Origin of the sequence: Streptomyces sp. NPDC048639 (assembly GCF_043199075.1) — a bacterium.
Lineage (GTDB): Bacteria > Actinomycetota > Actinomycetes > Streptomycetales > Streptomycetaceae > Streptomyces.
This window is the reverse complement of the sequence record NZ_JBICVP010000002.1, coordinates 589,417-602,847: the sequence shown is the minus strand read 5'-3', so window position 1 is coordinate 602,847 and position 13,431 is coordinate 589,417. Positions and strand designations below refer to the sequence as shown.

The window sequence follows — 13,431 nt, the reverse complement described above, 5'->3', positions numbered from 1 at the left end:
ACCCCGGACTCCGACCGCGGCCACACCCTCACCCCGGGACCGGACCGGCGTCCCCTCCCCGCCCGTGGCCCCCATCCCGCACCCTCGCTCCACCGCTGAGGCGATCGTCCTCGCCGACCGCCCCGACGGGACCGTCGTACGGATCGGCGGCGTCGTGTCCAAGGCGCACGCCCCCGACAGCGACGTCGCCGCGCTGACCGCACGACTCCACGTCGCCGCGCACCCGCGGCTCCACGGCGCGCTGCTCCCGCCGTTGCCCGTATCGAGCGACGGCGGACTGCTCTGCCGGCTCCACGACGGGCGCGCGGCCAGCCTCTGGCCCGCGGGCGTGCCCGTCTCCCCGGATGACCCTGCGGCGGCCCCGTGGGAGGAGGCTGCGGTCCTCCTCTCGAAGGTGCACTCCACGCCGCCCGCCGAACTCGCCCTGCCCGGCCCCGTACCGCCGATGCGCGGTCCGGCCAAGGTCGCGCGTGCCATGGCCCGGCTGCGGGCGGCGGCCTCGGTGAGCCCCGCCGCGCGGGACGCCGTCCAGGGCGCCTGGCACGGCCTGCCGCCGTGGGCGCGCGGCGAGGGATCCCCGCACCACGAGGCGCCGAAGCCCCACCACAACCCCGCCGCGGACAATTGCCCCACCGGCAACCACCCCGCAGGCGACGGCGCCACGGACGGCAACCCCCTCGGCCGCTACCCCGCGGACGCCGGCGCGGACGACGGCCGCACGGACGGCAGCAGGGCGGACGACGGCCCCGCTGCCGACGGTCCCGCCTTCCCTTACCGCCGTGGCACCTTGTGCCACGGCGACTGGCATCTGGGGCAGCTCGTTCGGCATCCCGCCCCCGACGGCGCCTGGTTGCTGATCGATGTCGACGATCTCGGTCTCGGCGACCCCGCGTGGGATCTTGCCCGCCCCGCCGCCTGGTTCGCCCTCGGGCTTCTCGCGCCCGAGATATGGCAGCGCTTCCTGGGCGCGTACCGCTCCGCCGGAGGACCGGCCGTACGCCCCGAGGGCGACCCCTGGCCGGAACTGGACGTCCCCGCACGGGCGTTGACGGTTCAGATGGCCGCGCTCGCCCTCGCCAGGGCTGCCGCGGAGGGGCGGGACCCGGACGAGGACGAGGAGGCGCTGGTCGACGGCTGTGTCCGTATCGCGGATATGGGATCCGGGGGCATGTCGCATTGCGTCAGGACGTAGCGTGAAGCATGTGCTGCCGGGCAGAATTTCCCGGCAGTTCGACGTCCTACGGCGAGGAGCTGAGCCGAGCATGCAGTGTCCCAAGTGTCATGCGCCGATGCATACGTACAACCGCAACGGCGTCCAGATCGAGCAGTGCAGCGGGTGCCGGGGGATCTTCCTCGACTACGGGGAGCTGGAGTCGCTGACCCGGCTCGAGTCGCAGTGGTCGCAGCAGGCTCCGCCGGCTCCGCCCGCCCCGCAGGCCTACCCGGCAGCCCCCGCGTGGGGCGCGCCCCACCACGGCCATCACGGTCATGGCCATCACGGCCACGGCCAGCGTGGCTTCGGCCGGATGCTCTTCTCCTCCTGAGAAGTGCGTATCGAGGCGATCGCGACAGCGTGACGCAGACGCAGGCGAAAGCGCAGACAGCGTGAACGCAAAAGCCGGGGCCGGAGCTTCCAAGCTCCGGCCCCGGCCCTCTGTGTGGACGATACTGGGATTGAACCAGTGACCTCTTCCGTGTCAGGGAAGCGCTCTCCCGCTGAGCTAATCGTCCTCGGTACGGCTTGTGCGCCGCACTGCCGTACTACGCAGCGCAGTACGGCAGTTGGTGCGTGCGCGATACTGGGATTGAACCAGTGACCTCTTCCGTGTCAGGGAAGCGCTCTCCCGCTGAGCTAATCGCGCCGGGGTCCCCTGCATGCCGCCGGGGTGTGGTCCGTGTGAAGCCCGCCCCTGAAGGGGAGGTCCTGCGGACCAGTGGACGATACTGGGATTGAACCAGTGACCTCTTCCGTGTCAGGGAAGCGCTCTCCCGCTGAGCTAATCGTCCGTGGAGGTGGAGACGGGATTTGAACCCGTGTAGACGGCTTTGCAGGCCGTTGCCTCGCCTCTCGGCCACTCCACCACAGTGGGGGTTCGGGTTGATCCCCCACGTCGAGCGGACGACGAGATTCGAACTCGCGACCCTCACCTTGGCAAGGTGATGCTCTACCAACTGAGCCACGTCCGCAGGTGCCTCCCCCGGAGTTCGTCCGGGAGGTGCTCCGAGTCCCCGGGGCGCATCCGCGTCCCGGCGACGTGTTGAACTTTAGCGGATTCCTGGGCCAGCTCAAATTCCGTTTGCCCAGCGTGCTGCGCTCGGCTCCGCCGTGCCTGCGGCTGTCAGTCCTCGGACGCCGATGCCCGACACCTCCCCGAGGGGCAGGAGCACCGGCTCGCGAGGTCCGGGCGGGACACCTCCGGAGGTCCTGCCGTGCCACCGCGCGGCGTCCGCGCTGGTCGCCCTCACGTACGCCCCCGCGTCCGTCGAGCGTGCGGTGCCCCGTCCTTGCGGCGGCCGCCCCACCTTAGACTCACAGCCGTGCACGACCTCGCTCCTCTCGCCCGCTTCGGAGATCTTGTCGCCGCTGACCTGCGCGATGTCACCAGCGACCCCGCAGCCCTGGACTCGGCCGGCTTGTGGGCGGTGGTCGCGGACTTCGAGGGCGGTCTGGTCTGCGCGCGCTTCGGGGACGTACGGCACGAGCCGGTGCCCGCCCTCGTACCGGGGGCCTGGACCGCCCCGGCACGCGGCGACTGGACGTCCTCGCTCGACCGCGCCGCGTACATGGCCGGCGTTCGGCGGATACGCGAGCTCATCGCCGCGGGCGAGGTCTATCAGGCGAACCTCTGCCGTGTGCTGTCCGCGCCGCTGACCGATCCCGGCGCGGCGGACGTCGATGCGCTCACCGCGCTGCTCGCGCGCGGCAACCCGGCCCCGTACGCCGGGACCGTCCGGCTCCCCGCGCACGGCGTGGAGGTGGCCACCGCCTCGCCCGAGCTGTTCCTGCGGCGGACGGGCAGGGTGGTGGAGTCCGGCCCGATCAAGGGCACCGGGCGCAGCGCCGCGGATCTTCTGGAGAAGGACCGCGCGGAGAACGTGATGATCGTCGACCTGGTCCGCAACGACCTCGGCCGCGTCTGCGCCACCGGCTCGGTGACGGTGCCCGCGCTCTGCGCCGTCGAGCAGCATCCGGGTCTGGTGCATCTGGTCTCCACCGTGCGCGGCGAGCTGGCGGAGGACGCCGGCTGGCCCGAGCTCCTTGCCGGAACGTTTCCTCCCGGCTCGGTCACGGGCGCGCCCAAGTCCAGTGCCCTGCGCATCATCGACGCGCTCGAACCCGTCCCGCGCGGCCCGTACTGCGGCGGCGTCGGCTGGGTCGACGCGGACCGCGGTACGGGCGAGCTGGCCGTCGGGATCCGTACGTTCTGGATCGACCGTACGGATCCGCGATGCCCCGTCCTGCGCTTCGGCACCGGCGCCGGCATCACCTGGGGCTCGGATCCGGAGCGCGAGTGGGAGGAGACCGAACTGAAGGCTTCCCGGCTGCTCGCGGTAGCGTCGGGAGTGTACGAGGAGTCCGGGAGGACACGACGATGAAGATCTGGCTCGACGGGAGCATCCGGGACGTCGGCACGGCGCGGGTGTCCGTGCTCGATCACGGGCTGACCGTCGGCGACGGCGTCTTCGAAACGGTCAAGGCGGTCGAGGGGCGGGCCTTCGCCCTGACCCGGCATCTCCAGCGGCTCGCGCGCTCCGCCCGCGGCCTCGGGCTGCCGGAACCGGACCTCGACGAGGTGCGGCGGGGCTGCGAGGAGGTGCTCGCCGCCGAACCGGTGCCGCTCGCCCGGCTGCGCATCACGTACACCGGCGGGGTCTCTCCCCTGGGTTCGGACCGGGGCACGTCCCCGGCCACGCTGGTTGTCGCCTTGGACGCCACGACCCGCCGGCCCGACAGCACGGCGGTCGTGACGGTGCCCTGGACGCGTAACGAGCACGGCGCGCTGGCCGGGCTGAAGACCACGTCGTACGGGGAGAACGTCGTCGCGCTCGCGCGGGCGCGGGCCCACGGTGCCTCCGAGGCGCTCATGGCCAACAACGCCGGTCTGCTCTGCGAGGGGACCGGCGCCAATGTGTTCGTGGTCGTCGACGGCGAGCTGCTCACCCCGACGCTCTCCTCCGGCTGCCTCGCCGGCATCACCCGCGCCCTGGTCGTGGAGTGGGCGGGGGCGAAGGAGACCGACCTGCCGTTCGACGTCCTGCGGCGGGCGGACGAGGTGTTCGTGACGTCCAGCCTCCGCGACGTCCAGGCCGCCCACCGCGTCGACGACCGGGAGCTTCCCGGCGCCCCCGGCCCGGTCACCGCCAAGGCGATGCGCATCTTCTCCGAGCGGTCGGCCGCGGACTTCGACCCGCGCTGAGAGGCATTCGACCCGCGCTGAGAGGCAGGGGTACGGCGGTGGTGCCGCGGACCCGCGGGCTGTCGAAACGGGTGACGCCGGGGCGTGACGCGGGGTAGAACACCTCTGATGACCACCACCCTGCGGCCCATGGGGCCGGACCGGCACGGCGTGGACGGGATGCGGTCCCGCGACTACGAGGTGTGTGTCAACGGCCGTCGCGTCGGCACGACCGGGCTCGCCACGGACGGCAGATTCGGCCCGGCGGTCGGCCGGATCGTGGATCTGCGCATCGAGGAGCCCGACCGGCGGCGCGGGCGCGCCACTGTCGCCGCGCTCGCCGCGGAGGAGGTCCTGCGCGGCTGGGGCTGCCGCCGCGTCGAGGCCACGATCCCGGAGTCCGCGGAGGTGGCGCTGCGTCTGGCGACCGCTCTCGGATACATCGAGCGCAACCGGAACATGGTCAAGCGCGTGCCCGACCAACCGCTCCCGCTCCCCGAGGGCAGCGCCGTACGCCCCATGAGCGAAGGGGAGTTCGCGCTCTGGAGCGCCCACGCCAAGCGCACCTACGTGCAGAGCTGGGTCGAGCGGGGCGTGGCGGAGGAGGAGGCGCGGGCGAAGGCGGAGGCGGACCACGCGGCGATGCTGCCGGACGGGGTCGGCACCCCCGCCGCTCTGCTGCGCGTTCTGTCCCACGACGGGGAGGACGTCGGCACCCTCTGGGTCTCGCTCGCGGACACCCTGCCCGGCGACATCGACGGCTTCGTCTTCGAGGTCGAGGTCGCCGAGCGGCACCGGGGGAACGGCCACGGGCGGTCGCTGATGCTGGCCGCCGAGCAGGAGTGCCGGGCGGCCGGAGCCGACCGGCTGGGCCTGAACGTCTTCGCGGGCAACACCCCCGCGCTCCGGCTGTACGAGTCGCTGGGCTATGCGACGAACCGCCGCCACCTCTGGAAGTCCCTGATCTGAGCCTCCGTCGGCCGGCCGGGCGCCGGCGCCCCGCCGGGCGGCCCCGGGGTAGGCCGTGGGGGGCGCCCCCCGGAAACGGCGCCCGAGGGTGTCCCCGGAGAACAACCTCGGCCCCCGCCGCCGCAGACCGAGGGGCGGGCCATGCCCCCCACCCGCCCCCCCATCGGCACGACCAACAACGCCCCCCCCGCCGCCCGCCCGGGCGCCGCCCCCCGCCCGCCCGGCCCGTGATGCGCCTGTGCCGGCAGCCCTCGCTCAGCGGCCCAGGAGGCTGTCCGCGATCTCCTCGATCCGCGCCCGCAGCCCCTCCTGGCTCTTCCCGCCGTCGATCCGCTGTCCGTCGATCACGTACGTGGGGGTGCCCGTCACCCCGATCGCCTTCCCCTCCGCCTGGTCGGCGTCCACGATCAGCATGTGGCGTCCGTCGATCAGCGCGGTGTCCACCTCCTCGGCGTCCAGGCCGAGTTGGCCCGCAACCTCCACCAGCACCGGCTCACCGCGTGCCGCGAGGTCCTCCGTACGCGCCAGCACCGCCTCGACGTACGCCCATCCCCGGCCCTGTGCCGTCGCTTCCTCGGCGGCCTGTGCCGCCGCGTAGGCGTGCTTGTGCTTCTCCAGCGGGAAGTGGCGCAGCCGCAGCTCGATCGCGTCGCCGTAGCGCTCGCGCAGGGCGTGCAGGTCGTCCAGGGCGGCGCGGCAGTCCGGGCACTGCAGTTCGCACCAGATGTCGAGGACGACGGGACCGTTCGGGGTGGCGTTGCTCATGGCGGACAGTCTCGCAGTACGCCGTGACGGGCCGGACCGGGACCTGGGAAGGATCACGGCCCGGAGATGTCCCTGAAGGAGGCCGGGGGGCATGGCCGCGCTCGCTGCGGCGGTGCAGGATGGAGGGCGGAACATCACGACGGGGATGGGAGTGCTTGCGCCATGCTGACCACGACCGTATGCGTGGCGCTGTCCGCCGCGGGCCTCGCGATCGCGATCCTCACGGCGTACCGGCGCCGCTATGTGCGCGCGACGCGGATCGCCGCCTTCGCGCTGATCCCGGTCGGACTGGCCATGGCCGGCCTGGCCGAGCTGGGCGGGAAGGTGGGGCGGGCCGTCGGGGACTGGGCCGCCGACCTGGTGTTCAAGCCGTCGTTGTGGGCGGGCTTCGCGGTCCTCGCCGCCTCCGTGGTGCTCTTCGCGATCGCCAGGATCGCGGGGCGGCGCAAGGGGCGCGGCGCAGTGGAGGGGAAGACCGCTCGGCCTGGCGTGGAGCCGGGGGCCTCGGCTCCGGCGGTGGGTCCGGGCCGCAAGCCGGCGCAGCCCGCGCCGAAGGCGAAGCAGGGCCGGTCCGACGGCCTCGACGACTTCGATGACATCGAGGCGATCCTGAAGAAGCACGGGATCTGACAGGAACCGTCAAGTCACGACGAAGTCCCCTGAAAATTGCGCGTGTTGATCGTGGGCGGCGACGGCGCTGCGCCATCATCGGCGGGAGATGAACGACGAACTCGCCACCCCGGGCGCCGACCCGTCCCTGTCCCACGGAACAGCTCAACTGTCCCACGGCACAGGGGAATCCGGCGCCGAGCCGCGCGGCTGCCTGTTCGCGCTGTCCCAGCCCCCGTTGATGCTCTTCCTGACGGTGATCGGGGCGCTGCTGCTCTTCACCGCGCTCTACGACCTGTATCCGTGGTGACACCGGCCGTGTCCGCCGCGGAGGCCGTGCCCCGGGTCAGTTCGCGGCTTCGCGGCGCCGCGCACGGTACGCGGCCACATGCAGACGGTTGCCGCAGGTTCTGCTGTCGCAGTAGCGCCGCGAGCGGTTCCTCGAGAGGTCCACGAAGGCCCGCCGGCAGTCCGGGGCCTCGCAGCGCCGCAGCCGCTCCTGCTCGCCCGCGACCACCAGGAAGGCCAGTGCCATGCCCCCGTCGGCCGCCAGGTGGTCGGCGAGGGACGCGCCGGGCGCGAAGTAGTGCACATGCCAGTCGTAGCCGTCGTGGTCCGTCAGGCGGGGCGTGGTGCCGGCCCCGGCGACCATCTTGTTGAGCAGTTCCGCCGCGGCCGGGGTGTCCTCGGCCCCGAAGACGTCGGCGAAGAGGCCGCGCACGGCTCGTACGGCGCCCAGATCGTGATCGTCGAGCCGTCCGACATCGCTGATGCTGTGGCGCTCGACGAAGCCCCGCAGCGCAGCGAGGTCGGAAAGCGCGTCGGGCTGATCCCCCTCGGGGGAGGTGTTCACAAGATCGACGACCGATTCGAGCGCGCACCGGGTGTCGTGGTTGATCAGCACGGTTCGCTCCCTGACCGGTGGTCGGCTGCCGCTGGCTGCGCGCGTGCCCGCGCATCCCAGATGCTGGCCGACTCTAGCGCCCGCAACGCAGCGGCGCCTTCGTCGCGGGTGCGATCCGCGGCGAAGGCGCCGGTGGCTGCTGTGGGCGATGTTCCGGGCTCGCGCCGTCTCCCCGAGTCGGACGGCTACGGGCGGTGAGCGGTTGGGGGCGGTTGGTCCCTGCGGTGCCTCTCGGATGTCCCCCGGCTCAGCTTTCGGCCAGGATGTGGGAGAGCTCGGTGTCGAGGTCGAAGTGACGATGCTCGGTGCCGGGCGGGACGGCGGCGTCCGTCCGCTTGAGGAACGATTCCAGCGCCCGCGCCGGGGCCTCGAGCAGAGCCTCTCCCTCAGGGGAACTCAGGGCGATGCAGACCACGCCCTGGCCATGACTGCGGGACGGCCAGACCCGGACGTCGCCGGTGCCGGTCGGACGGTGCAGCCCCTCGGCGAGGAGGTCGCGGGCGAACACCCACTCGACAGTCTCCTCGGCTCCGGTGTGAAAGGTGGCGTGCACGGCGTAAGGATCGGCCGTGTCATACCGCAGACCCGCTGGGACGGGCAGGGAGGATTCGCTCGACACAACGAGGCGCAGGTGCAGCTCGCAGCTGACCGTGGTGTTCATAAGCGCCAAGGCCTTTCGCTCAGTGTGCGCTCGGGGATTCGCACGTCGGCGAAATCGACATGCCACCTACGGTGTCGTTGTAAACCCCTCTGCCCGTTTTGAGGTTGTTCAGGTACCCCGAACGGCGGAGTTCTCGATCATCCTCTGCGCCCATTCCGGTGACGCTTCCTCGTCGGGTACTTTGGGTCGTATGAATGCGGAGAGTGACGAGCGGCAGGAGGTCGCCAAAGTGGCGGCCACCGGCCCGACGGGGGACGCTGTGACAGGGGATGCCATGACAGGGACGGGTGCGACAGCCGTCGGGGGACAGCTCGGATCGAAGGCTCCGCAGTTCATCAAGGCGTCGAAGCCGCTGCATCTCAGCTGGCAGGTGGGCGTTTTCCTGGTCGGTCTCGCGGTCGTGGCGGGTGGCGTGATCCTGCTGCCGCTGCCGGGTCCCGGCTGGTTGGTGATCTTCGGGGGCATGGCGATCTGGGCGACCGAGTTCGTCTGGGCACAGCTCGTGCTCCGCTGGACCAAACGGAAAGTGACGGAAGCCGCTCACAGAGCGCTCGATCCGCGCGTGCGGCGGCGCAACATCATCCTGACCACGATCGGCCTGGTGATCATCGCCGTCGGCGTCACGGTGTACATCGCCAACTACGGCCTGTTGATGCCGTGGCAGGTCGGCCGCTGACGCGGAAATGGTCAAGGGCACCCGCTGACATGCGGTAATCTGTGGCCTGCGCCCGGGCGATTAGCTCAGCGGGAGAGCGCTTCGTTCACACCGAAGAGGTCACTGGTTCGATCCCAGTATCGCCCACACCCGGCCGAGGGCCGGAGGCTTCTCAGCCTCCGGCCCTCGGTGCTTTCCGGAATCCCCGAAGCCGGTCGCGGCCCCGGAATTACCGCATTCGGCCCAGCGCATCACGGAGTTTCCGCGCATCCCGCAGCCGGTGCTCGTAGGTCGCCCCGGTGGCCAGCAGGAGCAGTCCCGCGAGGGCCGGCGGGAGCCAGCGGGGGAGGGTGTCCACGACCTGCACGAGGTACGGGGCCAGCTCGTGGAGGGCGATCAGCGCCAGGACCGTACCGCCGAGCAGCAGGGGTGCCCGGAGCCGCTGACGGGCGCCGAACAGCGTCACGGCCAGGGCGCCGAGACCGAGCAGCAGCGGCCGGGTCCAGTGCGTGTCGTCCCAGGCCGCCATGAGGCTCGGCAGGAACGTCGCGCCCAGCCCCGGGCCGTACGCCGCCCAGGAGGACACGGTCGGATCCTGACGGTGCCTTCGGACGCCGACGAACAGCGCGGCGGCGGTCACCGGCAGGGTGTAGGCCTCCGGGGCGGACACGCCCGATGCCGCGAGCCGGGCCCATGCCGCCATGACGAACAGTGCCGCGGCGGCGTGGCCGGCGGCACGGCGGTCCCCGCGCAGCGCCGTGCCCGAGGCGACGACGCCCGCGAGTGCGAGGACCGAGGCAAGGACGGGGAGGTCGCGTGCGGCCAGGCAGATCGCGAGGAGCAGCGCCGCGTACCCCGCGCACTCGACGGCGAGACCGGCCGGCAGCGCCCGCAGCCGGGCCGCGACGAACGATGCGGCCGCGGCGACCGCGAGAACGGCGAAGGCGGTCCGGTGGGGCGGGAGGCCCGCGGCGGCGCAGACCGCGACCGTGAGAGCCAGGGCGCAGAGCGAGGCGACGGCCGCCGTGGCCCGCTGCCGTACGTGCCCTGCGGCTGCCGAGGCCGCCGCGTGGACGACGAGGAGACCGCTGAGGGCGCCCAGGGTCACCGACTGCTCCGCCAGGCTCCAGAAGGCCGCTGTCAGCGTCGTGGCGACGGCACACAGCAAGGCGGTGAGCGAGGCCGCCTCCGTCCGCGCGCGGACGGCCGGGGCGGCGGGCGGGGAGCCCGGGGCCTGCGGTGCGCCGGTGGCGGACGAGGGCACGCTGTCCGCGGAGGGAGCAGGTACGGCGTGGGCGGAAGCCAGCGTCACCGAGGCCACGAGCAGCACCGCCACCTGAGCCACGAGCAGCGCGACGGCGACCGGATGCGGGAGATCGAGGGTGACCGGCAGGACCACGCCGACGGAACACCAGGCTACGACCGCGGCGACGGCGGGTGCGGCCGGCCGGGGCGCGCTCGCCCACCACCGGTGGAGCGCCATGGCCGTGACGGCGATCACCCCAAGGACAGCCGGTACGGCGCCCGTGCCCGGCCAGTCGACGTCCGTGCCGGCCGTGACGGCGGGGCCGAGTGCGTCCCGGGCTCCCGCGGGTGCGCCGGACCAGACCGCACCGGTCCACGTCACCGGCCCCAGGAGGGCCGTCGCCACGGACGGCAGGGCCCAGAGGGCCGCGCCGGCGTACACGGCACCCGAGGCCACCGTCAGCCCGGCTGACACCGCCGCTCGTGCGGTGACGGATCGGGCGGCGGCCAGCACGCCCGCCGCGCAGAGCAGGTAGCCGAGGACCGCCCACGACCCGGGCACGGCGGTCCTGAGGAACCCTCCGATCGCGGCGATGAGAGCCAGGCCGCCCGCGGCCGCCGGCCAGGCCGGAGCGGCGGCGCCGGCCGCGGGCCGCAATGCCGAACGGGGCACGGGGCCGGTCGCGGATCCTGCGGCGGCGCCCGCCGCAGGCCCGGCAGGTGCGGGTGCGTCTGCCACCACCGGTGCGGCGGGTGCGTCTGCCTCCGCTCGTGCGGCGGGTGCCGGTGCGTCTGCCTCCGGCGGTGCGGCCTGTGCGTCATCGCCGTCCGCGCGGTTCACGCCCGCCGAACGCCACGAGGCACTCACGCCGAGAGCGGCCGCCAGGAGCAGCAGCCCTGCGGCGCGCGCCGTCCCGGACGGTGCGTCCGCCCCCACCGACACCTGTGCCGCGAGCAGCGCTCCCGCGATGCCCGTGACGGACGCGCATACAGCCGCGGGCAGGCGTACGGAACGCTCGCGGGTCCTGAGGGCGAATGCCAGGTCTGCCGTCGCCGTGACGAGGAGCGCCGAGGCGAAGCCCAGGGGACCGGCTCCGGCGGCCACCGCCCAGAGGAGAAGCGGCAGTTGGGCCAGGCATACGGCAACGGGCAGCGGCAGCCGCAGTCCCCGCGCGCCGGCGCCCGGAGGATCGACGGTCTCCTCGGCGTCCCGCGTGGACGGCGGGCGCCGCAGCCACAGCCCGTACGCCGCCCAGGTCGCGGCCACCGCGGCGCTCGCGAGGGCCGAGTAGTCGGCGGGGTCCGTGCCCGGCAGTGCCACCTGGTGCAGTGCGTACGCGTCGAGCAGCAGCAGGACCAGCCCGAGGCACGCCACGGCTTCCGCGGTGGCGGCGAGCTGACGGCGCAGCAGGAGCGCGGGTGTGCCCATGGCGGTCAGGGTGAGAGCGCTGAGGACGGCCGACCGGCCGCCGATGCCCATGTGCCCCCAGCTCAGTACGGTGAAGGCGGTCACGGCGACGGCCAGGAGCACGCCGCCGAGGGCGAGGAGCACGTTCTGCACGGTCGGCGGTCGGGCGTCCTGTCGCCACGGGTGCGGGGTCCGCTGTCCGGGCGGCGGGTCCCATGCGGCCGTTGCGGGAGCGGATCCGGGGCCGGACTGCCGCAGTAGTTCGAGCAGTTGGGACCTGCGCGTGAGCAACCAGGCGCGATGCGACTCCACCTGGGCCAGCGTGTGCTCGAGCTGCTGCAGCTCGGCGGCGGGCGGCAGAACCGGTGGCACGTTGTCCATGCCCCGGAGTGTGCTGGCCGCCACACCGCAGGGGCATGCGTACGGATACTCAGATCCGGTGAGTACGCGACGCCGCCCGGCCAAGGCCCCGGAGAACCGCCCGACGCCGGACGCCGTCATGGCGATGCTCCGGGCGGCGGCGGAGCAAGGGGGACGCGCAGGACGGCGCCCGTGGCCGAGTGCCCGCACAACGGCGGGTGCCCCCAGCAGAGCGTGCGGTGGAGTTCGTGGTGGCCGGCGACCTCCGTGAAGCCGCGACGGCCGAGAGCCTGCCGCCCGGGGGACGCCGGCCCATGGGCCCGGCATCCCGGGAACGATGCCCCGGGGTACGAGGGAGCGTCCGTCCCCGGCCTGCGCGGACCCCAGTCGCCCCGGGCGGATGTCGTTTGATGGAACTCTCGTGGGCACGGTATGGTTCTGGCCGTGCCGACGGGGGCGACCCCGGCACAGGGGGCGATTAGCTCAGCGGGAGAGCGCTTCGTTCACACCGAAGAGGTCACTGGTTCGATCCCAGTATCGCCCACACCCCTACAAGGCCGGGACGCCAGCAGGCAGCCCGGCCTTTGTCGTCGGCGCACGTCCGTGCCACCTCGTCGAGCCCGAGGTACTCGTCCCGCGGCACCTCGTAACGAACGAACCGGACGTCTCCCCGGAACGGCCGGGGAGCCACGGCCCCTACGCGGCGGCCGGCAGGTCCGGTCGCAGCGGCCAGGCGGGATCGACGGCCTCCTCACAGCCGTTGCGTGCGAACCACGACTGCAGCCCCCGCGCCTGCGCCGCGTGCCAGACCGCTTGGCGGGCGTGCAGTTCGGCCGGGCTCAGCTCTTCGAGCCGCGGCCCGAAGCGCAGGCACAGGGCGCGTACGACCTCCAGCGCGCCCACCGCGTCGGCCGCCGCGTCGTGGGCGGCGGTGAGTGTCACGCCGTAGTGCTCGCACAGGTCGGTGAGGGTGCGGCGGCCCTTGCGGTACCGGTCCAGGTACTTGTCGAGGACCCGGGGATCGAGCACGCACATCGAGGAGCATCCCAGGTAGTCCGATAGCGACTTGGCGCGATGCCGCCTCAACTCCCGGTCCAGCATCGTGAGATCGAACGGTGCATTCATGATCACCAGGGGGGTGCCCGCCGCTGCCTGGGCAGCGAGCGCCCGCGCCACCTCCTCCATCACCGGCGCAGGCCAGCGGCCCTCGCGGTTCAGGTGATTTTGTGTCAGGCCGTGTATGGCGACGGCTTCTTCGGGTATCGGTACTCCCGGATTCACCAGCCACCGGTAGATGCGCGGCGCCGCTCCCGAGGAGCTCTGCACCACCAGGGCGGCGGAGACGATGCGGTCCTGCTCGACGTCGATTCCCGTTGTCTCGGTGTCGAATGCGGCGAGCGGCCCCTCGAACCAGCACGACATGTCAAACTCCTCGCGCGATACCGAAGGATCGGAATG

The 13,431-nt window shown here is 72.8% G+C and carries 13 protein-coding genes and 7 tRNA genes; 10 read left to right on the top strand and 10 right to left on the bottom strand.

Going from position 1 to position 13,431, the window contains the following annotated elements; genetic code table 11:
• The first annotated feature begins 241 nt into the window (after window positions 1-241).
• The gene (locus tag ACGFNH_RS07015; RefSeq protein WP_393652237.1) at window positions 242-1,192 is read left to right on the top strand and encodes a phosphotransferase family protein; all 951 of its coding nucleotides are present in this window, start codon (window positions 242-244) and stop codon (window positions 1,190-1,192) included.
• A gap of 70 nt (window positions 1,193-1,262) precedes the next feature.
• Window positions 1,263-1,544, top strand: a complete 282-nt coding sequence (locus tag ACGFNH_RS07010; RefSeq protein WP_393651985.1) for a zf-TFIIB domain-containing protein — start codon at window positions 1,263-1,265, stop codon at window positions 1,542-1,544.
• Between the two features lie 115 nt (window positions 1,545-1,659).
• Here the strand turns inward: ACGFNH_RS07010 and ACGFNH_RS07005 are convergent.
• The 5 genes from ACGFNH_RS07005 to ACGFNH_RS06985 form a co-directional block, all read right to left on the bottom strand.
• A tRNA-Val gene (locus ACGFNH_RS07005) sits at window positions 1,660-1,731 on the bottom strand.
• A 59-nt stretch (window positions 1,732-1,790) separates the two neighbouring features.
• A tRNA-Val gene (locus tag ACGFNH_RS07000) sits at window positions 1,791-1,862 on the bottom strand.
• Window positions 1,863-1,935: 73 nt separating this feature from the next.
• Window positions 1,936-2,007 (bottom strand) — tRNA-Val (locus tag ACGFNH_RS06995).
• Between the two features lies 1 nt (window position 2,008).
• Window positions 2,009-2,082, bottom strand: a tRNA-Cys gene (locus ACGFNH_RS06990).
• Between the two features lie 32 nt (window positions 2,083-2,114).
• A tRNA-Gly gene (locus ACGFNH_RS06985) sits at window positions 2,115-2,187 on the bottom strand.
• Window positions 2,188-2,538: 351 nt separating this feature from the next.
• On the opposite strand from ACGFNH_RS06985, the gene ACGFNH_RS06980 reads away from it, so the two are divergent.
• The 3 genes from ACGFNH_RS06980 to ACGFNH_RS06970 all read left to right on the top strand — a co-directional run bounded on the left by ACGFNH_RS06980 (window position 2,539) and on the right by ACGFNH_RS06970 (window position 5,366).
• Window positions 2,539-3,597 (top strand): chorismate-binding protein, encoded by a 1,059-nt coding sequence (locus ACGFNH_RS06980; protein WP_393651984.1) that lies wholly within the window; start codon window positions 2,539-2,541, stop codon window positions 3,595-3,597.
• A complete protein-coding gene (locus ACGFNH_RS06975) occupies window positions 3,594-4,418 on the top strand; it encodes an aminotransferase class IV (protein ID WP_393651983.1) in 825 nt (274 codons plus the stop codon). Before ACGFNH_RS06980 ends, ACGFNH_RS06975 begins: the two co-directional genes overlap by 4 nt.
• A gap of 108 nt (window positions 4,419-4,526) precedes the next feature.
• Entirely contained in the window at window positions 4,527-5,366 is an 840-nt protein-coding gene (locus ACGFNH_RS06970; RefSeq protein WP_393651982.1) for a GNAT family N-acetyltransferase, read from the top strand.
• Window positions 5,367-5,621: 255 nt separating this feature from the next.
• Here the strand turns inward: ACGFNH_RS06970 and ACGFNH_RS06965 are convergent, their stop codons facing one another.
• Window positions 5,622-6,131 carry a DsbA family protein gene (locus tag ACGFNH_RS06965; protein WP_393651981.1) on the bottom strand — a complete coding sequence of 170 codons (510 nt, stop codon included), beginning with the start codon at window positions 6,129-6,131 and terminating at the stop codon, window positions 5,622-5,624.
• Window positions 6,132-6,293: 162 nt separating this feature from the next.
• Between ACGFNH_RS06965 and ACGFNH_RS06960 the strand changes: the two genes are divergently transcribed.
• Together ACGFNH_RS06960 and ACGFNH_RS06955 are read left to right on the top strand one after the other, a co-directional pair.
• Window positions 6,294-6,761, top strand: a complete 468-nt coding sequence (locus ACGFNH_RS06960; protein WP_393651980.1) for a hypothetical protein — start codon at window positions 6,294-6,296, stop codon at window positions 6,759-6,761.
• A gap of 88 nt (window positions 6,762-6,849) precedes the next feature.
• Window positions 6,850-7,050, top strand: a complete 201-nt coding sequence (locus ACGFNH_RS06955) for a hypothetical protein (protein ID WP_393652270.1) — start codon at window positions 6,850-6,852, stop codon at window positions 7,048-7,050.
• 36 nt (window positions 7,051-7,086) lie between these two features.
• Here the strand turns inward: ACGFNH_RS06955 and ACGFNH_RS06950 are convergent, their stop codons facing one another.
• Together ACGFNH_RS06950 and ACGFNH_RS06945 are read right to left on the bottom strand one after the other, a co-directional pair.
• Window positions 7,087-7,644, bottom strand: coding sequence for a CGNR zinc finger domain-containing protein (locus tag ACGFNH_RS06950; protein WP_393651979.1), 558 nt, complete (start codon window positions 7,642-7,644; stop codon window positions 7,087-7,089).
• Window positions 7,645-7,891: 247 nt separating this feature from the next.
• Window positions 7,892-8,305, bottom strand: coding sequence for an SsgA family sporulation/cell division regulator (locus tag ACGFNH_RS06945; protein WP_003959770.1), 414 nt, complete (start codon window positions 8,303-8,305; stop codon window positions 7,892-7,894).
• Window positions 8,306-8,495: 190 nt separating this feature from the next.
• Between ACGFNH_RS06945 and ACGFNH_RS06940 the strand changes: the two genes are divergently transcribed.
• Both ACGFNH_RS06940 and ACGFNH_RS06935 read left to right on the top strand, forming a co-directional pair.
• On the top strand, window positions 8,496-8,981 hold the full coding sequence (locus ACGFNH_RS06940; RefSeq protein WP_393651978.1) for a TIGR02611 family protein: 486 nt from the start codon (window positions 8,496-8,498) through the stop codon (window positions 8,979-8,981).
• Window positions 8,982-9,035: 54 nt separating this feature from the next.
• Window positions 9,036-9,107 (top strand) — tRNA-Val (locus tag ACGFNH_RS06935).
• Window positions 9,108-9,189: 82 nt separating this feature from the next.
• On the opposite strand, the gene ACGFNH_RS06930 is transcribed toward ACGFNH_RS06935, so the two are convergent.
• Window positions 9,190-11,994 carry an SCO7613 C-terminal domain-containing membrane protein gene (locus tag ACGFNH_RS06930; RefSeq protein WP_393651977.1) on the bottom strand — a complete coding sequence of 935 codons (2,805 nt, stop codon included), beginning with the start codon at window positions 11,992-11,994 and terminating at the stop codon, window positions 9,190-9,192.
• A gap of 451 nt (window positions 11,995-12,445) precedes the next feature.
• Here ACGFNH_RS06930 and ACGFNH_RS06925 point away from each other — a divergent pair.
• A tRNA-Val gene (locus ACGFNH_RS06925) sits at window positions 12,446-12,517 on the top strand.
• 152 nt (window positions 12,518-12,669) lie between these two features.
• On the opposite strand, the gene ACGFNH_RS06920 is transcribed toward ACGFNH_RS06925, so the two are convergent.
• Window positions 12,670-13,395 carry a 3'-5' exonuclease gene (locus ACGFNH_RS06920; RefSeq protein ID WP_393651976.1) on the bottom strand — a complete coding sequence of 242 codons (726 nt, stop codon included), beginning with the start codon at window positions 13,393-13,395 and terminating at the stop codon, window positions 12,670-12,672.
• Window positions 13,396-13,431 lie beyond the last annotated feature (36 nt).

What these genes read in the sequence shown, in the direction of transcription:
- ACGFNH_RS07010 (WP_393651985.1), top strand. Translation starts at nt 1,263, where the DNA reads ATGCAGTGTCCCAAGTGTCATGCGCCGATGCATACGTACAACCGCAAC.
- ACGFNH_RS06975 (WP_393651983.1), top strand. Translation starts at nt 3,594, where the DNA reads ATGAAGATCTGGCTCGACGGGAGCATCCGGGACGTCGGCACGGCGCGG.
- ACGFNH_RS06970 (WP_393651982.1), top strand. Translation starts at nt 4,527, where the DNA reads ATGACCACCACCCTGCGGCCCATGGGGCCGGACCGGCACGGCGTGGAC.
- ACGFNH_RS06965 (WP_393651981.1), bottom strand. Translation starts at nt 6,131, where the DNA reads ATGAGCAACGCCACCCCGAACGGTCCCGTCGTCCTCGACATCTGGTGC.
- ACGFNH_RS06960 (WP_393651980.1), top strand. Translation starts at nt 6,294, where the DNA reads ATGCTGACCACGACCGTATGCGTGGCGCTGTCCGCCGCGGGCCTCGCG.
- ACGFNH_RS06955 (WP_393652270.1), top strand. Translation starts at nt 6,850, where the DNA reads ATGAACGACGAACTCGCCACCCCGGGCGCCGACCCGTCCCTGTCCCAC.
- ACGFNH_RS06945 (WP_003959770.1), bottom strand. Translation starts at nt 8,305, where the DNA reads ATGAACACCACGGTCAGCTGCGAGCTGCACCTGCGCCTCGTTGTGTCG.
- ACGFNH_RS06940 (WP_393651978.1), top strand. Translation starts at nt 8,496, where the DNA reads ATGAATGCGGAGAGTGACGAGCGGCAGGAGGTCGCCAAAGTGGCGGCC.
- ACGFNH_RS06930 (WP_393651977.1), bottom strand. Translation starts at nt 11,994, where the DNA reads ATGGACAACGTGCCACCGGTTCTGCCGCCCGCCGCCGAGCTGCAGCAG.
- ACGFNH_RS06920 (WP_393651976.1), bottom strand. Translation starts at nt 13,395, where the DNA reads ATGTCGTGCTGGTTCGAGGGGCCGCTCGCCGCATTCGACACCGAGACA.